General features: G+C 69.7%; 12 protein-coding genes and 3 tRNA genes. 7 read left to right on the forward strand and 8 right to left on the reverse strand.

Translation table 11 applies throughout. The annotated features are described in order from the left end of the window. Window positions 1-137: 137 nt before the first annotated feature. Window positions 138-443 (reverse strand): YtxH domain-containing protein, encoded by a 306-nt coding sequence (locus tag VKA29_RS00010; protein WP_324783012.1) that lies wholly within the window; start codon window positions 441-443, stop codon window positions 138-140. Window positions 444-603: 160 nt separating this feature from the next. Here VKA29_RS00010 and VKA29_RS00015 point away from each other — a divergent pair. From VKA29_RS00015 to VKA29_RS00025, 3 genes are all read left to right on the forward strand, one after another. Further along, window positions 604-676 (forward strand) — tRNA-Asn (locus VKA29_RS00015). Window positions 677-681: 5 nt separating this feature from the next. After that, a tRNA-Asn gene (locus VKA29_RS00020) sits at window positions 682-754 on the forward strand. A 167-nt stretch (window positions 755-921) separates the two neighbouring features. Continuing rightward, window positions 922-995, forward strand: a tRNA-Ile gene (locus VKA29_RS00025). A gap of 406 nt (window positions 996-1,401) precedes the next feature. Here VKA29_RS00025 and VKA29_RS00030 read toward each other — a convergent pair. Beyond that, window positions 1,402-3,045, reverse strand: a complete 1,644-nt coding sequence (locus VKA29_RS00030; RefSeq protein WP_324783013.1) for a PucR family transcriptional regulator — start codon at window positions 3,043-3,045, stop codon at window positions 1,402-1,404. Window positions 3,046-3,160: 115 nt separating this feature from the next. Between VKA29_RS00030 and VKA29_RS00035 the strand changes: the two genes are divergently transcribed. The 4 genes from VKA29_RS00035 to VKA29_RS00050 all read left to right on the forward strand — a co-directional run bounded on the left by VKA29_RS00035 (window position 3,161) and on the right by VKA29_RS00050 (window position 8,970). Then, a complete protein-coding gene (locus VKA29_RS00035) occupies window positions 3,161-5,194 on the forward strand; it encodes a hydantoinase/oxoprolinase family protein (RefSeq protein WP_324783014.1) in 2,034 nt (677 codons plus the stop codon). 1 nt (window position 5,195) lies between these two features. Next, window positions 5,196-7,166 carry a hydantoinase B/oxoprolinase family protein gene (locus VKA29_RS00040; protein ID WP_324783015.1) on the forward strand — a complete coding sequence of 657 codons (1,971 nt, stop codon included), beginning with the start codon at window positions 5,196-5,198 and terminating at the stop codon, window positions 7,164-7,166. 126 nt (window positions 7,167-7,292) lie between these two features. Next, window positions 7,293-8,681: a hypothetical protein gene (locus VKA29_RS00045; protein ID WP_324783016.1), complete on the forward strand. Its 1,389-nt coding sequence runs from the start codon at window positions 7,293-7,295 to the stop codon at window positions 8,679-8,681. A gap of 67 nt (window positions 8,682-8,748) precedes the next feature. Beyond that, a complete protein-coding gene (locus VKA29_RS00050; protein WP_324783017.1) occupies window positions 8,749-8,970 on the forward strand; it encodes a hypothetical protein in 222 nt (73 codons plus the stop codon). A 225-nt stretch (window positions 8,971-9,195) separates the two neighbouring features. Here VKA29_RS00050 and VKA29_RS00055 read toward each other — a convergent pair whose 3' ends face one another. The 6 genes from VKA29_RS00055 to VKA29_RS00080 all read right to left on the reverse strand — a co-directional run bounded on the left by VKA29_RS00055 (window position 9,196) and on the right by VKA29_RS00080 (window position 17,739). Continuing rightward, window positions 9,196-14,451, reverse strand: coding sequence for a hypothetical protein (locus VKA29_RS00055; RefSeq protein WP_324783018.1), 5,256 nt, complete (start codon window positions 14,449-14,451; stop codon window positions 9,196-9,198). 15 nt (window positions 14,452-14,466) lie between these two features. Beyond that, window positions 14,467-15,060, reverse strand: coding sequence for a hypothetical protein (locus VKA29_RS00060; RefSeq protein WP_324783019.1), 594 nt, complete (start codon window positions 15,058-15,060; stop codon window positions 14,467-14,469). Then, entirely contained in the window at window positions 15,050-15,451 is a 402-nt protein-coding gene (locus VKA29_RS00065) for a hypothetical protein (RefSeq protein ID WP_324783020.1), read from the reverse strand. Before VKA29_RS00065 ends, VKA29_RS00060 begins: the two co-directional genes overlap by 11 nt. Before the next feature lie 119 nt (window positions 15,452-15,570). Beyond that, entirely contained in the window at window positions 15,571-16,452 is an 882-nt protein-coding gene (locus tag VKA29_RS00070; RefSeq protein ID WP_324783021.1) for a hypothetical protein, read from the reverse strand. Further along, window positions 16,445-17,383, reverse strand: coding sequence for a hypothetical protein (locus tag VKA29_RS00075; RefSeq protein ID WP_324783022.1), 939 nt, complete (start codon window positions 17,381-17,383; stop codon window positions 16,445-16,447). Before VKA29_RS00075 ends, VKA29_RS00070 begins: the two co-directional genes overlap by 8 nt. Next, window positions 17,380-17,739, reverse strand: a complete 360-nt coding sequence (locus tag VKA29_RS00080) for a hypothetical protein (RefSeq protein WP_324783023.1) — start codon at window positions 17,737-17,739, stop codon at window positions 17,380-17,382. The genes VKA29_RS00075 and VKA29_RS00080 overlap by 4 nt, the downstream gene beginning before the upstream one ends. Between the last annotated feature and the right edge of the window lie 354 nt (window positions 17,740-18,093).

Genomic DNA, 18,093 nt, shown 5'->3' on the forward strand with positions numbered 1-18,093 from the left:
ACGCCCCCGGCCGCGGGCCGGAGCGGTTCGCCGCCGCGCCGGTCGTCGTCAGGGGGCAGGACACCCTCGACGTGCCCCGGTGGGCGCGGTTTCCCGCGCCCACCGGCCGCCCTCCGACCTGATCCGCCGGGTACCCCCTAGGTGGCGCTGGTGCCCCAGTCGTCGGCCGCCGTGCCACCGGTGCCGCGGTCGCGCAGGGAGCGGACCCGCTCGGCGACGGAGTCGGGGACGCGGTCGCCGACCTTCTCGCTCACCACGTGGTACGCCTTGCCCGCGAACTGGCGGCCCTGCTGCGCCGCCGACTCCGCCGTGTTGCGGACGGCCGGGTTCTGCGCGATCCGGCGTGCGGACTTCTTCAGCTGCTCATAGCGTTCGCGTCCGGCCTTCGTGCCCAGGACGTAACCCAGAGCCAGCCCGACGACGAACGTGAGCTTGTAGCGCATGGCGGCCAGCCTTCCCTCGTGTGGGTCTTCGGTGCGCGTCGGTGCCGGGGTGGGGAACCGATTGGCGGAGCACCCCCCTGCTTGCGCTAATGTATGTGTCGCAGCGAGCGTCCGCCCCCTGGCGAATACCCAGGTCGGTACGTTCGATGCAACGAGGCATTCCTCCGTAGCTCAATTGGCAGAGCAGCCGGCTGTTAACCGGCAGGTTACTGGTTCGAGTCCAGTCGGGGGAGCTCGGTCCTCCGTAGCTCAATTGGCAGAGCAGCCGGCTGTTAACCGGCAGGTTACTGGTTCGAGTCCAGTCGGGGGAGCACGCTGAACGAGGACCCCGGCGGGGTCCTTTTTCATGTTCGGCGCATCCGCGCAGGCCGCGGCGCGCTCCCCACGGGCGGGGAAGTCGACCATCCGAGGCAGGAGATCGTATGACCGGCTATGCTGCGGCAGACGGCGCGCACACATGTACGCGACACGCCGTTATGGGGCGGTAGCTCAGCCGGTTAGAGCAGCGGACTCATAATCCGTCGGCCGTGGGTTCGAGTCCCACCCGCCCCACTGTGCAGGCTTGCGAGCAGCGGAAACGCCTCAGCGGAGGTGCGGATCCAGGGCGTTCACGCAAGGGGCTGGATCCGCTGCTGGACGCCGAATCCGGGATGCCGGCAGGACGTGAGGAGCGGGGAGTGCCGCCCGGCGGTCTTCGAGTCCGCCGTCCTGCCGGGTTCCGCGGGTGTGTCCGGTGGCCCGTCGGTCCCCCCGAACGCGGCGGGGCCGGAGGGGAGCGCCGGTGCATCGGCCCTTGCTGGAACGGACCAGCCCGCTGGCCGGCGCAAGCGCACGGAGCGACCGCGGCCGTGGTCGGGCAGGGCGAGTCCCGCCTCTTGTGCGGCGGCGGCCAAGGGAAGCCTTCGCGGGCCAGGGGTGGTGGTGTCGCTCATGTTCCTTGCGGGATCCCGCATCGCGCTTACAGGTGAGGCGGCTCCGCCAGCTGGTCGTGGAGCGCCAGGTAGAGATTGGCGACGACCACCGCAGACGTGATCGGCGTACCGCCGAGCAGTTCCTCGACGCGACGCAGCCGGTATCGCACCGAGTTGGGGTGCAGGAACATCGCCTCGGCGGTGGCGCGGACGTCGAGGTTGCAGGCCAGGTAGGCGGCCACCGTCGCGGTCAGGTCCGCACGGTCGAGCAGGTCGCCGAGCTGCTGGCGCGACTTCGCCGCGACCGCGTCGGGCGAGCGGCTGGCGAGCAGCCAGGTGACGAGGTCGACGTCCTCGAAACGCAGGATCGAACCCGGCCGTCCGGCCTCTTCGGGAGTGTCCGTGCCGATGCCGGAGTGCCGGCGTCGCAGGGCCACCCTGAGCGCCCGCTCGGCGTCCCTGGTCCGGGCACGGGCGAGGTGGAGGTCGTCGAACGGCTCGCTCAGTCCGACGTGGTGCGTGCGGGCCGCGTCCCGCAGCCAGTCGTCGAGTACGACGCGGTCACCGGCGAGACCACTGAAGCCGCCTGACTCGTCGGCTTCCAGGACGAGCGGCAGACCGTAGGTCTGGGCCAGCTCCAGGACGACGTCCCTGCGGTCGGCCTGGGCCGGCGCCGGGGCGTCGTCGGGTGCGGAGGGCGCGGGGAGCGTGGGGACGGCCACGAACGCCCGCATCGACCGGTCCCGCTCGAACCGGAAGGAGCGCAGCCGGTCCCAGACGCGACTGGCCGTGTCGGGGGTCATGCCCGACCGGATCGTACGAAGGATCTCGGCGGCCTCGGTCACCGACTGGGCCACCGTCAGGGCGCGCAGTCCCCGCATCGCTCCCAGCAGTTTCTGGGTCGCGTCCAGGATCGGCCGGCCCAGTTCGTCGATGACCTGCTCACGGCGCGAGGCGACGGCGATCCAGTAGCCGACACCGCGCAGGGCCACCGGGCGCGCCGCCACGTGCCAGCGGCCGACGGTGAATCCCTGCCGGCCGCCATTGCTGCTGCCCGCGCGCACGGCGCTCCAGATGAGCACGGTCGGCCCCTGCCCCGTGGACTCGACCACCCGCCCGGACTCCTCGTAGAGGATGGCCGCGCCGTGGGTGAGGGCGCCGATCCGGTGCACCAGGGCCTTGACCGGCTGGTCCGCGGCGAGCGCCTCCAGCAGGTCCTCCTGGATGCGCAGCCGCTGCCGCAGCGAATAGGCGTCCGAGGACAGCTCGGACTCGTAGACGTACTGCTCGATCTGCAGGAACGGCACCGACGGGTCGACCGTGAGCAGGTTCAGGCCGGCGGCTTCCGCGGCCCGGCGCAGGGCGGGCGGGACCTCCTGGAAGTGGACGCCGATGCCGAACAGCAGCGCCGCGGCCTCGCACCGGACAAGCTCCTCCACCAGCGCGGCCTGGTGCCGGTCGGCGTCCGGCAGGCCGACGAAGCGCAGGCCCGTGGTCAGCATCAGCCAGTCCCGGCGAAGCCATTGCCCCGCACCCTCGATCTCCATCGAGTGCGCACCACGGACCCGGCGCTCGAGGTCACCTTCGTTGACGGTCCTCAGACCGAGATGACGCTCCCCGAGCAACCTTCGCACGGTGATGTTTCGAGCCGGTGGCACCCCCGAAGCCAAGCAAATTTTGTTCTGCTGCACAAGATCGTGCCCCCGACTTGGTACATCTCACGTCGACCGGTGGCCGCAGCTCCCCCATTCTGTTCTCCACTCCGCAATCGCGGCGCTTACCACATCAGGAGCATCAGGAGCACTTGTGCCGAAACTTCGTGTGGCCGTCGACGTCGGCGGCACCTTCACCGACGTCTGCATCTTCGACGAGCAGGCCCACGCGACCCGCGTGACCAAGGTGCCGTCCACTCCGGCGGACCCGATGCGTGCGGTCGTCGCCGGAATCGAGCGGGCCGGCATCGACCTGGCGGACGTCAGCCTGTTCTCCCACGGGACCACCGTCGCGACCAACGCGCTCATCACCCGCCGCTTCCCGGCCGCCGCCATGGTGACCACCCGGGGCTTCAGGGACGTACTGGAGATTCGGGACGGGACGAAGGACGACCTCTGGGACGCCTACTCGGACGTGGCGCGTCCGTACATCCGGCGTCGCGACCGCTTCGAGGTGTCCGAGCGGATCGACGCCGAAGGCCGGATCGTCACCCCGCTCGACGAGGAGGAGGCCCGCCAGCTCGCCCGGCTGCTGGCCCGGCGCGGTGTGACCACCGTCGCGGTCTGCTTCGTCAACTCCTACGCCAACGGTGAGCACGAACTGCGCATGGCGCAGATCCTCGCCGAGGAGCTTCCCGACGCGAGCGTGTCCACGTCGGCGGCGATCCTGCCCGAGATCTTCGAGTACGAACGCTTCAACACCACCGTCGCCAACGCCGTGCTCGCCCCGCTGGTCACCGGGTACGTCGACCGGCTGGCCGACCGGCTCGGCGCGGGCGGGTACGGCGGCGATCTGCTCCTGCTGCATTCCGGCGGCGGCTCGATGACACCCCGCATGGTGGGCCGGTTCCCCGTGCGGCTCGCGGCCTCGGGCATCGCGGCCGGTGCCATCGCCGCCCGGCACGTCGCCGCGCAGTGCGGGTACCCGAACGCCATCGGGCTCGACATGGGCGGCACCAGCACCGACATCTGCCTGGTGCACGAAGGGGAGCTGCGCACCACCAAGGAGTGGTCCGTGGAGTACGGCTACCCGATCATCTTCCCCAGCATCGAGGTTCTCACGATCGGTGCCGGCGGCGGCTCCCTGGCCTGGATCGACGAGGCCGACTCGCTGCGCAACGGCCCGCAGTCGGCCGGCGCGACCCCGGGACCCGCCTGCTACGCCGCCGGCGGCGAGGAGGCCACCAACACCGACGCCAACCTCTTCCTGGGCAGGCTCGGTATCAGCCTCGCCGGAGGCGCCAAGTCGCTCCAGCCCGAGCTGGCGGAGAAGGCCGTCAAGAAGATCGCCGAGCCGCTGGGGCTCGAACTCGCCGAGGCGGCGGGTGCGATCGTCGAGGTCGCCAACGCCAACATGGCCGACGCGGTCCGGCTGGTCTCCATCCGGCGCGGCTACGACCCCCGCGACTTCGCGCTCGTCGCGTTCGGCGGCGCGGGCGCCCTGCACGGCGCCGAGGTCGCCCGCCAGCTCAGCATCCCGACCGTGATCGTCCCACCGAACCCGGGCGTGACCTCCGCGCTCGGCTGCCTGCTCGTCGACATCCGCCACGACCTGTCCGCGATGTTCTCCTGCCTGGCGCACCAAGCCGACGAGGAAGAATTCGAACGCGGCTTCCAGGAACTGGAGCGGGAGGCCTCGCAACGCCTGGGCCACGAGGGCGTCCCGGCCGAGCACGCGGTGCTCCAGCGCAACGCCTCCATGCGCTACCAGGGCCAGTGGCGCTCCCTGGTCGTCCCCTGCGGATCGGGGCCGGGCGCCCTCGCCGAAGCGGTCGAGAGGTTCCACGAGGAGCACGAGCGCGAGTTCGCGTTCCGCCGGGACGACACCCCGGTCGAGATCTACCAGCTCGGCCTGCAGGCCACCGGTGTCACGCCGAAGCCCGCGTTCGTCGCGCACGACCTCGCCGACGGCCCGGCACCCGAGCCGGCGTCGACACGGAAGGTCTGGTTCGCCGACACCGGCTGGGTCGAGACCGGCATCCACCACCGCGACGACCTGCCGGCCGGCACCCGCCTCCAGGGCCCTGTGATCGTCGAGCAGCTGGACTCCACCACCGTCGTCCCACCCCGCGCCGAGGCCGAGATCGACGCCTGGCTGAACATCCGCATCCACCTCCAGGAGGCCTGACGTGAGCATCACCGAGCACCACGAGCGGACGCTCGATCCGGTGACCTTCGAGGTACTGAAGAACGCGTTCACGACCTCGGTCGACCTGATGAGCGAGCAGATCCTGCGCACCTGCTACTCGTTCGTCATCTACTGCCGTGACTTCTCCTCGGCGCTGTGCGACGCCCGGGGCAACACGGTCATGCAGGGCAGCCAGGACATCGCCGTGCACGTCGGCACCTTGCACTTCCAGTGCAAGGCCGTCATCGAGTACTTCGGCGACGACATCAACCCCGGGGACGTCTTCGCCATCAACGACCCCTACCGGGGCGGCACCCACTTCAATGACATCAGCTTCATCCGGCCGATCTTCGTCGACGACGAGATCATCGGGTTCGCCCAGAACAAGGGCCACTGGGCCGACGTCGGCGGCACCGTCCCCGGCTCCTTCGACGTCACCGCCAAGGAGCACTTCGGGGAGGGCCTGCGCATCCCGGCGCTGAAGATCTGGGACCGTGGCGTCTTCCGCCACGACGTCGCCCAGCTGATCGTGCAGAACACCCGCTCCCCGTTCGTCGGCCTCGGCGACCTGCACGCCCAGTCGGAGGCGACCGCGGTGTGCGAGCGGGAACTGCTCCGGCTCGTCGACCGCTACGGCAAGGACACCATCGTCGCGGCGATGGCCGAGGTCCAGGACTACGTCGAGGACCTCGTCCGCAGCAAGGTCGCCGAACTCCCCGACGGAACCTGGGAGGCCGTCGACCACCTCGACGCCGACCCCGGCAGCGAGGAGGGCCTCGTCCCGATCCACGTCAAGATGACCATCGAGGGCAGCACGGTCGCCTACGACCTGTCCGGCAGCGCTCCCGCCGTCGCGACCTTCCTCAACAGCGGCTACGGCGCCACGTACTCGGCGCTCTACGCCGGTACCAAGACCTTCTTCCCCGACGTCCCGCTGAACTCCGGCTTCTACCGCGTGGTCCTCGGCGACCTCGGCCCCGAGGGCACGGTGGTGAACGCCGGCTGGCCCATCGCCGTCACCGGATTCTGCTCGGGCGCGTACGAGAAACTGATGAACGCGATCATCGAGATCTGGTCGCGGATCCTTCCCGAACGGGCCATGGCCTGCTCGTTCAACCTCGAATACCTGCTGGTCGGCGGGCGCGACGGCCGGACCGAGGAACGGCCCTACTTCATGTGGTACGACTGGATGGCCGGCGGCTGGGGCGGCCGCCGCACCAAGGACGGCTCCAACGCCACCTCCCCGGTGTTCGGGCCGGGCCTCGCGGTGCAGCCCCTGGAGGGCCAGGAGCGGCTCTGCCCGGTACTCACCACGACGCACAGCATCACCACCGACTCGGGCGGTCCGGGTATGTACCGCGGCGGCTGCGGAGTGGACAAGGGCGGCCTGCTCACCGACGCCGAGAAGACCGTCATGTCGTACTGCTGCGACCGCGCCCGCTCGATCACCTGGGGCATCGAGGGCGGCCTGCCGTCCGTCCCGCACGGTGTCTGGCTCAACAAGGGCACCCAGGAAGAACGCTTCCTCGGCAGCGTCTTCTCCAACGTCACCGTCGAGTCCGGCGACACCTTCACCCGCCCGTCGGCCGGCGGCGGCGGATACGGCGACCCGCTGCGACGCGATCCCGAACTCGTCGTCGAGGACGTGATCGACGGCTACGTCTCCCTCGAACGCGCCGCCAAGGACTACGGCGTGGTGATCCGGCCGGTGCGCCCGGAGCTCGACGAGTACGCGCTGGACCAGCGGGCCACCGACGCACTGCGGGCCGAGATCGCGATCGCCCGCGCCGGCTGGCTGGAAGAGGACCCCGAGGAACTGGCCCGGGCCTACCGCGCCGGCGAGGTCGACATGCTCGACATGATCCGCCGCTACGGCGTCATCGTCGACTGGGGCACCGGAGAACTCCTGCGCGAGACCACGGACCAGTTCCGCAGCACCCTGCGCGACCGCGCGCTCGCCCACTGGGCGTGACCAAGTCCCCGCTCTCGGGGCGCACTTCCCCGCACGGATCCCACTTACCGGCGCGCGCTCAGGAGCGTCGGTCCTCCCCGGCCCGCACCGCTCGTGGGCCTCCCCTGGAACGGAGAAGGATCAGTCATGCCTGCTGCACCCACACAGAACTCCGGTACGGATACCGGCGGTTCACCCGCCGGTAGAATTCCCCGCCTGTCCTTGATGATGGGCTGGTGGTCGCTGGTCTCGGCGATGTTCTACCTCTACATCGCGGGACTGGTGGCGTCGTACGTCGGCTTCACCGACACCCTCATCGGTCTCCTCCTCACCGTCGCGGTGTACGGCGTGGTGAACAAGGTGCTGGCCGGTTACGCCATCGACACCGGCTTCGGCGTCCAGCGGTTCTCCCAACTGCTGTTCGGCAAGGTCGGATCGGTCCTCGCGACCCTCGTCTTCGCGGCCACCGCGCTCTACTACGGCGTCTTCGAGGGCTCGATCATCGCGGCCACCCTGGAGTCCTACACCCGTGACAGCCTCGGCTGGTCGATGAACGTCTGGTACTTCGTCGTCGTCGCCTACGCGACACCGCTGGTCTTCGGCGGCGTCCGCAACTGGCTCGACAAACTCAACGGCCTGCTCCTGCCGCTGTACACGGCGGGCCTGATCGCCGCGGTGATCGTGGCCGCGGTGTCCGGAAGGCCCTCCGGGTGGACCGGCTTCGGCGCGCAGGACAGCATCCCGTTCGCCTCGGGCGGCCCCGGGTGGCTGATGGCCTTCGGCATCTACATGGGCGTGTGGATCCTGATGATGTACACGGTGGACTTCGCCCAGCTCGGCCGGGCGCAGGACCGCCGCTTCCACACCGACGTGACCTTCGGATGGGTCTTCTACACGGTGACCTTCCTGGTCAACGGTTTGGTCGGCATCTTCCTCTCGCACGCGCTGCGCAGCTTCGTGGGCAGCACCGTCAGCGAGGGCGGCGTCGCGGTCGCGCTCACCCACGTGATGGGCATCTGGGCCGTGCTGCTGGTGCTCGTCAGCCAGACCCGGATCAACACAGCGAACTACTTCCTGGCCTCCAGCAACCTGGAGATCCTCGGCCGCACGGTGTTCCGGCTCCGACTGCCGCGTGTGGTGTGGGTGCTGGTCGGAAGCGTGATCATGTTCTCGATCATGCTGACGAACGTGTTCAGCTACATCCTCACGGCCCTGAACTGGCAGGGCGTCCTGGTGACCGGCTGGGTGGCGATCGCCCTCGTGCACGTCGCGTTCGACCGGCGCCAGGGCATCGACCCGGCCCAGGCCCAGAACCGCACCACCGGGATGGTGTCGCTGCCCGGCGTGCTCGGCTGGGGCGTCGGCTCCGCGGTCGGGCTGATCGTCCTGGAGACCGGACCCGCGTGGGGGAGCACCTGGGGGCCGATCCTCACGGCCCTCTGCGCGGCCGGAGTCTATGCGGCACTGCGCGCGGTCCTCGGGACGAAGAGCGCCCCCGCCGCCGCAGAGACGGACGTGGTGACGACCGCGGTCTGAGGACACGGGTGCACCCGGTAGCCTACGGCGCCGGGTGCGCCCCCTTGCCAGTAGGGGAGTTGAGGACATGACCACCACCCCGCACGTGGCCCGCACCCTCGACGAGGCCCTGGACCTCCTCGCCGACGGCACGCTCGCCCCGCTCGCCGGAGGCACCTGGGTGATGCGCGCACCGCCGCGCGGGGAGCCGTGGGCGGCGGGCCATGGGGCCGTCGCCGGCGGCCAAGGACAACGGGACGTACCCGTCAGACCTCGTCCGGCCTGGGGAAACGGCCAAGATGAGCGTTGACCGACAAGGGTCGCCAAGATCCTCGAAGGACTCGTGATCCGTCGGCCGTGGTTCGGGTCCCACCCGCCCCACCGAGGTCAGCGGGCGCGTTGCGTGCCTGACCTGCTGAAGGGCAACGCCCTTGCACGGCATACGACGAAGGGGGCCTCGGGCATCCGGGGCCCCTTTCCGCCGGTGTCCACCGCCGCGGTGCGGTGGCGGGAGTCTTCGGGGAGTCGTGCCCGCCTAGGCGAGGAGCAGCGCGGCGTGAGCGGACGGAGCCGCCGCCCATGCCGCTGTGCTGAGACGAGTCCGCAGGGCGGCGAGCTCGCCGGAAAACGCCCTCCGGGCCTCCGGATCGGTATCGAGCTGGTGAAGCAGGGGGAGCAGCTCGGCGGGCGTGGCCTGGAACGCGTGCCGCCAGCGATGCTCATCGCCACGCGCCGGTCCTCGGCCGGTGCGGACCAGCACGGCAAGGGAATGGCTCGCCTCACCCGGTGCCGCCGGGGGTCCGGGGTTCCGCTCGGCCCACGTGTCGAGCAGAGCGTCGACCCAGGGACGCGGCCTGAACCAACCCGCCGCCCATGTCCGAGTCGGCAGGTCGTGAATCCGCCGCACTGCCAGAGGCAGCTCCGGGAGGTCCACCGGAGCGCCGGCCCGGTGGAGCCAGAAGGCCAGCCAACCGACGTCCCGGGCGAGTGACTGGTCGTCGGTGCTCCACGTCTGGTGGCAGATTTCGAGGAGGCGGCCCTCGACAGCGGCTGCGGCCGTAAGCAGCGCCTGCGGCGAGGCGTAGGCGAGGGGAGGGACGATACGGACGAGATCAGTGGCGCTCAGTTTGCCGAGTCCGGGCGATGCCGCGATCGACATCGCGACATCGTGGGCGAGATCGGACCGGCCGGCGATCTTCAGCAGCGCCGCGATGACGGCCCCGGGGTGCATGTCCGACGCCACACCGCGAGACAGCCATCCGGTGAGCCCGTGTTCTACGAGTCCTTCGCCCACCGTCGCGGCGGTCACCGGGCTTTGGCGTACGGCACCACGGAGGAACAGCGCTTGTTCCGCCACCGGCGGTCGGCTGCGTGCCCAGCCGTCGGCTGCGAGGGATTCCCAGAGCTCGGCAGGGGCTGTCTGAGGAGCCAGGCGGCCGATGCGATTCAGCAGATCGAGTCGCTCCGTCTGGTTGGTCTCCCCGTAGGCATCCCTCCACCAGTTGCGGATGATTCCCCGCAGTCGCTCCTCCCGGCTGAGTCGGCTGATCTCGCCCGGGACCAGTGCTGCCGCTTTCTCGAGCAGGCCGATACCGTCGACGATGCCGCTCTCGTCGGAAATCTCGATGATCTCGTCGACGCGTTCTTTGAATATTCCGGACAGTCTTGGGAGGAGGGCCGGCGATGTTTTCATGAGTATGTCGGCGGTCGCTGCCAGTTCACGGGCGCCCGCCAGCTCCTGGGGAGCCTCCAGAAGATCCAGTGTCCGAGTCGCAAGGATGGAGATGTCTGGATCGGCCTTGGCCCGGTACAGGGTCGGAGCAACCGCCTGGAACGCATGGAGTTGCTTGAGGAGGCTCTCCTTGTTGTGTATTCCGAAACTGTCCCGGAGGACTTCTTCGTAGTCCTCGGAGAATCTTGTGGCGAGATCTCCTTCAAGGAGCAGCGCCAGGCGGTGGAAGTCGGCGAGGAGATCCGGCTGCGACATTCCACGCATACGTTCGAGGATGGCTTCCGCCACCTCCTCGTCCTCGGCGAGGGTGTGCACGATGTCGGGGCCGTGGGTGGATCGGCTCACGTGCACGAGTGCGATGGCGAGCTGTGCGGAGTCCGAGGTCCAGGAGCGGCACAGCATGTCGCACAGATACTGCTCGTTCCGGGCGAGAATCGCCGGGAACCAGGCCGTGTCGGTGCGCCCCAGAGCGCGGAGCAGTTGACTCGCCAGGTCGGTTCGCTGAGGCCCCTGGTCCTCGAGTACCTGCTGGAACAGCTCCTGGCCGAGTTGGCCGGCGAGGTGCGCGGCGAAGCCGCTCCCGGACAGGCCGTACTGCTCGTCCAGCCCGGTTGTCGTGGAAAGGAGCCGGGCGCAGACGTCCAGACGCATGGACCCACGGATCGCGGACGCCATGGAGTCGCACAACTGGGCGTCGAAGTTCCTCTGCGGCAGCCTGCTCGGGGGGTACAGGACCGCTTCCAGAAGCGGCTTGCCGGCTGACGAGACATCGGCCACGAGGGCCGCCAGGGCCTCCGGACTCGACTCGAGCGCGAGCATCTCCTGCCGGATGACCCGGGAGATGTCCGTCTTCAGCTCGGCGCGCAGCGTGCGGCCCACGGTGGGCGCGTGCCTCCGGAGCAACCCGAGCCCGCTCACGAGATCGTACGCCGAAGCCCCGTCCAGGCGGGCCCGGCAGCCGTCCACCGGGGAGGGGGCGGGCGGGATCGGGGCGACGGGCGGATTCGCGGGGGCCACCCGCGCTCCGTCGGCCACCAGCGCGCCCTCCATGACGGCGTAGGCGCAGTCGAGTCGGCTCGCGGTGGCGAGGCGCTCCCTCAGCGCGAGCCATGCCAGGTAGGTCTTGAGGTCGTCCGGTTCCGCCCCCTCGGCCAGCTCTCGGAGCGGGGCGATCGTGTGGAACCGAATGCGCCGGCCGGCCGGCGGGCGTCGGTCGAAGTCGTCGAGGGCGCGCAGGATCTGGGTGTACCGACGGGCTGTCATGGGGCCGGGCAGGTCGAAGCAGTCCCCGAGGTGCTGCTGAACCGCGGAGGCCGTCTCCCTGCGAGCGTCACGCAGGAGTGTGCGCAGGAGGAACATTCTCTGGCCGAGGCTGGGAGATTCCTGCAGGATCCGGCCGAGGCGTTTTCTGGTACGCCGTACCAGTGTGTCCACGGCTTTGCGCTCACCCCTGTCCAGCAGCCACTTCTTGTCGTGCTTCCGCAGCCGGACGAGGATTTCGGAGATCACGGCCGCCGGTGGCTCGTACGCGCTGTTTCCGAAGTAGACGTGCGCCGCGGTCGCGACTACCGTCTTTGCGTGGCCGGTGTCTCCCGTCTTCGTGCGGGACAGATGCTCGGCCAGGCGGAGCAGTTGGAGCGGTTCCGGCGTGCTCGGGGCATTCGCCCATTCGACCAGTTTGGCGGACGTGAACTGGATCAGCTCGGGGAAGTGTTGCCACCCCTTCGTTTTCTCGAGGATTTCGAGCAGGAACTCCGAGCTGTGGCGAGTGGGCTGGTCGCGGCCGTCGCACAGCGAGTAGATCACCTCTTTGAGGTGGAACTGCTTGGTCATTTCCTCGCTGATGCCCGCACTGTTTCGCGTGAGTTTGGCCAGTGCGTGCAGTGCGCGAAAGCGGGGAAGCGTCCATCCCTCCCTGTACTTCACCGCCCCGAATTCCAGCAGCGTTCCCCCGTCGACGTCGCGCAGCAGTTCCTTCGGGACCGGTATGTCGAAGACGGACAGCACGGCGAGCCTGCCGAGGCTCTGCTCCGCCGCCGTGCGGTCGGCGACGGCCAGGAAGCGGTCCACGGCCGCGTGGCACTCCGCGAAGAGCTCGCCACGGAGAAGATCGCGCCCCAGGAAATACCACGTACCCGTCTGGCGGCGCCGCTCGCAGGCCGCTCCGGTGAGAGCCACCAGCATGGAGAGATCGGTTCGGGCCTGCGTGAGCAGACTGCTCACCACTTCCTTGGGAATCTGGTCCCTCTCGTCACCAGGGTGGAGCAGGGCAGCGAGTGAGCGGACCAGGGAGATCTTGGTCTGCCTGTCCGCAGGCATCTTCCAGAGGTCGTCGCGCCGGGGATAGGGCGGAATGGTGCCCGTCTCCGCCCGGGGGGCGGGGACGGCCAGCACGACTGCCCTGGCCCGGTCCGCGATGTCCCGGAGGAGCTCGTCGATCCGGACGCCCAGGTCCTCGTCCTCCCACGTGAGGTCGTCGATGACCAGCAACGTCTCGGCCTTTTCGCCCGCTGAGGGGGAGCACATGTCGAGCGCCCGGCACACCCCGTCCTCCGTGAGGGGCACCAGACCCGTGTGGCGCAGGGCGAGCACCCGCCATTCCTCGCCTTCGAGCTGCTGGGCCACCTCTCGGACCAGGAAGGTGCGCCCGGTGCGCCGCGCGTGGCCGGGCGGCGGGCACACCACCACCGGCCGGGGACCGTCCGGGCCGTGGCCCTCGTGCAGGCGGCTCTTGATGATGTCGGCCAGTTCCCCGGCCTGCCTGGTCGGGGCGACGAGAGGACGGCCGTCGCCGGTCGTGATGGCTCCCGGCCACTCCTCCGTCGGCCACGCCTGCTCCAGTCCGAACTGGCTCAGGGCGTCTCTGCGGATCTCCTCGACAGCGTGCGTCCAGTCGTTCCCCCAGACGGCGGAGCAGACGTCGAAGAGGGACAGATTCCCCACCGGCGCCACGTCGATGGGGCTGGAGCCGAACGACTTCTGCTGTCGCGGCGCGATCGGCGCGATCAGCCGTTGAACCACGCCGTCGTGGGCCAACGCTCTCGCTTTCGCCTGGACGATCTGCGGCTGCATGGTTTCCACGAGCCACCCGCCGGCCCGCTGTGGGCGTTCGTCCCGTCGCAGGCAGCCGGTGGCGGCGGTGGGCACCTTGGGCGAGGGCAGTCCGGGGACCAGCATCTGAAGCGTCCCCAGCGCGATGGCGAGGCCGGCCGAGCGGTCGACCAGGCTCGTCTCGCTGCACAGCAGTCCGGCGAGACGGACCTTGGCGTTCGCCGCGGCGCGGCCGGGGCCGTCGGCCCCGATCGACTCGAGGAGCTCTGCTGCCGCTTGCAGCCCCTCCTCGATGCCCCGAACGAAGGTGTCGTTGCGCTGGAACGTGAAGGACCGGGCCAACGTCCGGAAACCGTCGAGTTCTTTGGGAACGGGAGCGAGGGAAACCGAGGCGGTGTCGCTCTCGGGGTTCACCGACAACGGGCCGGGAATGATTTCGGCCTGGATCACCACGCCGTCCTGCGCGCTGTGGTGCGAGTAGAGCACGGGTCCGTCGTCGCGGCAGAGCACGATGTCCGTCTGGAGGAGGCGTCGCGCAGCCTCACGGCTCCGGATCGAATCCGGATCGACCGCTGCCTCGGCACGTGACAGATTCTCCCGGGCGGCCGCGGCCCGCTCGAGCCAGGACGTGCTGTCCGCCGCGGCGAGCCGCCTCTTCTGGTACTTCAGCGGACCGTGCAGGAACGAGGCGTCCGGCCGCGCGACGTCCCGCAGTTTCCGCTGCAGTTCCTTCAGCTCATGGAGCCAGTCGCGGCGGCTCCACTTCTCCTCGTTCCCGTAGGGATCGTTTCGGTCCTGCAGCTTGTTGATCAGGCCGCCGAGCCCGCGATTGTCGTCCGTTACCAGCCACTTGGGGAGGCCGTAACCGTAGAGACCGATCCCGCGGCGCCCTTGCTGTTCGAGCGCCAGGAGTATCTGCTCGACATGGTGCACCTGGTCCGGATCGTCGAGGAGCGCGTCGATCCCCAGCAGGGCGCCGAGCAGGAGCTGTCTGCTGCTCTGCGACAAGGGTTGATTCAAGAGTCAGTTCTCCTCGTCGTCGGCTGGAAGGCGCAGGTGTTGTTCGAGGAGGTGTTCCACGGGGTCACCGGTCTGTGCCGGCAGGGGTGTCCATCGGTCCGTCGGCAAGGGGGTGTCCGGCGCGGCGAGCAGTACGACGGTGCCGTGGACGGGCAGTACCTCCAGGGGGACGTCGTCGTCGTGGAAGGAGCGGATGCGTACCGCTGCCCGGCGTGTTCCGGTCCGGGTGTCGGTGAGTTCGACGGGTTTCTGCGTCGGGGAGATGTGGCGGGAGGGATCGATGACCAACGGGCCGCCGCCCGCCGCTGCCAGCCGGTGCTCGCGCACCACTGTCACGGCTTCGGCGCGCACCGCCGTGGCCACCACGGTGACATGCGTCACGGCCTGGTGAGAAGACGCCGGTGCCTCCGAGGAGCCGTGCCCCGAGGCGCGGGACGTCTCCTCGGGCGGCGGCTCGACGACCGGTTGGAAGGCCAGAGCGGCGCGCAGCCAGTAGAGGAATCCGTGACGCGACCGGCCGGGGCCGGCTGCCTCGTCGACGCAAGCGCCGTGTGCGAGGTGCCCGAGGACGTGACCGGCGAAGGAATCAGCGCGCATCGACCTGTGGCCCTTCCGAGGTGGTGGCCGGCTGTGATGAGTCTGCGGGCAGGTACGACGGCACCGGCCCGCCGGACGAGGCGGCGGTGCCCTCGCCCGGGGGAGATGCCTGGGCCGGGATCTCCCCGGCGGGCCGACCGAGTGAGCGCCGGGCGATGCTCTGGAGGATCTTCGGGGCGGCCACCCCGACGGTCACGGCGCTGAGCACGCCGGCCAGCTGACCGGACGCCGCGTAGACGCCGGTGAGCGCTGCGCTGACGAGCAGCCGTATCGCGGCGGCCGTCAGATAGGGCGCCAGCTTGAGACGGCCGCGCTTCTTCCACGGGAAGCCACGATTGACATGGATCGCCGTGTGCAGATCCCACGCTTCTATCAGGGCCGCACCCAGCAAGCCGTACGCACATGCTTCCCGGACGAGCATCGCTGTGCTCCCCCCTCCCTGAGGTCACTGCGGGGGCCAGGCCCGCAGACGTGAGTGTTCACCGGGGTGACGTCGACGCGTGCGTGACGTCAGAAGTCCGTCTCCTGGTCGGCCGGAAGGCGCAGGTGTTGTTCGAGGAGGTGTTCCACGGGGTCACCGGTCTGTGCCGGCAGGGGTGTCCATCGGTCCGTCGGCAAGGGGGTGTCCGGCGCGGCGAGCAGTACGACGGTGCCGTGGACGGGCAGTACCTCCAAGGGGACGTCGTCGTCGTGGAAGGAGCGGATGCGTACCGCTGCCCGGCGTGTTCCGGTCCGGGTGTCGGTGAGTTCGACGGGTTTCTGCGTCGGGGAGATGTGGCGGGAGGGATCGATGACCAACGGGCCGCCGCCCGCCGCTGCCAGCCGGTGCTCGCGCACCACCGTCACGGCTTCGGTGCGCATCGCCGTGGCCACCACGGTGATGTCCGGCCCGTCCGGCGCGGAGTCCATGAAGGCCCGGACGGCCGGGGAACCGAGGAGTCGCAGGTCGGCCATGTCGGTGAGCTTGTGATGACGCCGGGGATCCAACGGCGATCCGATGGGCGCGCCCCGTGGGAACAGGTCGGCGAACCGTTCTTCCGGCACCATGCCCGTCGCGTACGTGACCTGGACCAGTTCCACGAGGCTGTGGCTGATCCTGGCCAGCTCCGGGCCGAGTTGCTCGTGCAGCAGCGTGGCCGAGAGATCGCAGTGAACCCGCAGCGCATGGTCCCGCCCTGTGAAGCGGGGTCCGAGGACGAGATCGACCGGACCGGCGCTGTCCGGGTCGTCGTCGACGAGATGCCCTATCACAGCGTCGTGGGGGAGGACCTCGGTCAGCAGGAACAGCCGGGCCGCCAGACCGCTCGGAAGCGGGCCGGTGTTCCCCGCGGGGCGGATCACCCGGATCTGCCCCGGTGCGGGACGCGACGACGGTGCGGTGTTCTCAGCCATGATGGGTCAGCCGATGGGCCAGTTCCTCGGACACCCGTTCTCCCAGCGCGGGCTCAAGCGGCTCCAGGTAGGTGCCGAGACGTTCGCCGAGACGCCTGCGACGCTGGACGACCGCCGGCCGGCTCACCCCGAGGTGCTCGGCCACGGCACCGTCACGCCAGCCTTCGAGTACCAAGCGGAGCAGCAGCAGCTCCTCCCTGCCGAGTTCTCTCACGATCTGATCCGTGGTCTCGCGCACCATGACCTCTTCCTCCGGTGTCGGGCCCTGCTGCGGGGGTTCGTAGGACCCGTCATTGGGGATGAGCGCCGAGACGACCAGAGGTGTCAGCGCACGTCGCAGAATTTCTTCCGCGTCCCTGACGAGGGTGCCGTTCCCCCTGTGGTTGAGGAGGACCTCGGCCACGGCCGTGAGGCCGGCGTCGTCGAACACCTTCGGTGCCTGTACCGAGGGATTCTCGCGGAGCCGGGGGATCACCGCGATCGCGGAGACCAGCTCGGCCATGAGCGGTCCGCTCATCGGCATCGGTGCCGGACTGCCGCACGGGTGCCAGTACCGGCGGTCGCACACGATGCCGGGTGTCTCCTCCAGGCGCCGGCGCAGACGCCCGAGCAGATTGTCGACCACGTCGGTACGCCGGATGTCGATGAGAGTCCTCTTCACCCTGCCCGCGACGAAACGCCGGGCACCGTGGATGTCATCGACGAGATGCGCCAGGTATTCGACCTGGTCGGGCCGTAGGTGGCGCGCGAAGCACTCATGCGCGAGCGCCCTCAGGGCGTCGTCGCTCCATACGCCGTCCGGCGAGTAGATCTGCGCCGGGTAGCGACGGCTCATCGACCTGGCCGTGTCGAGGGTGAGCCGGTAGACGGCGGGTCCGACGTGTCCGTCGCGCGCTTCCGCCAGCACGTCCTCCCAGGAGGGGCCGCTCACTGCTGTCCTCCGGCTTCGTCCCGGCGTACGGCTGACAGCAGTTCGCGGGTCAGGACCTTGTCGGGCTCCCGGCAGCGGCGCCCGCGGAAGGCCGGGTCCTCCACATCCATCCAGTCCAGGCGGACCTGATGCGGGATCAGTCCGCGGCGGTCGATCAGGCACCATGAGCCGGGGTGGTGGAGGCCGGTCGCGTGTGGTCCGTGGACCAGCACCCTGCCCAGGCCGGGAGCACGGCCGTACTGGAACGAGGTGGACGGGTGGTCCTCGAGGTCGACGACCTCGTCGAGGGTGCGCGTACTGCTGACGCGGAGTCGGACGTGGACCACCGGGTCCAGGACCCTGACCGCGATCCCCACCCGCTTCCCGTTGCGCCTGGCCTTGGCCTGAGCGAAGGGGACTCCGCCTACGGTGAGGGCGGCCTCGTCGAATCGGTACCAGCTCCCGGCCTCCGGCCCCGCGGGCCGCTGTGCCGATGGGGTTTCAGGATCTCTGTGAAGTCGCTGTAACCAGCCGGGGAGCCCATGAGGCGAGGACGAGTCTGCGTAGCCCATGCAAGGATCATGGCAAAGGGCTGTCACGGACGCACAGGTTCTGGCGGATCGAATCGCGGTGCGGGGGGGGGGGGCGGCGAGGTCGGCGGTGCGCGGCCTGATCCCTTCCAGCAGACCGATCACCTCGTCCCGGATCAGCTCCACCTGGGAGGAATGCGA

The sequence above is a fragment of the Streptomyces sp. H51 genome (assembly GCF_035656535.1).
Lineage (GTDB): Bacteria > Actinomycetota > Actinomycetes > Streptomycetales > Streptomycetaceae > Streptomyces.

Excerpts from the sequence above, each read along its gene's own strand:
- VKA29_RS00050 (WP_324783017.1), top strand. The coding sequence starts at position 8,749 with ATGACCACCACCCCGCACGTGGCCCGCACCCTCGACGAGGCCCTGGAC.
- VKA29_RS00060 (WP_324783019.1), bottom strand. The coding sequence starts at position 15,060 with ATGCGCGCTGATTCCTTCGCCGGTCACGTCCTCGGGCACCTCGCACAC.
- VKA29_RS00045 (WP_324783016.1), top strand. The coding sequence starts at position 7,293 with ATGCCTGCTGCACCCACACAGAACTCCGGTACGGATACCGGCGGTTCA.
- VKA29_RS00010 (WP_324783012.1), bottom strand. The coding sequence starts at position 443 with ATGCGCTACAAGCTCACGTTCGTCGTCGGGCTGGCTCTGGGTTACGTC.
- VKA29_RS00070 (WP_324783021.1), bottom strand. The coding sequence starts at position 16,452 with ATGGCTGAGAACACCGCACCGTCGTCGCGTCCCGCACCGGGGCAGATC.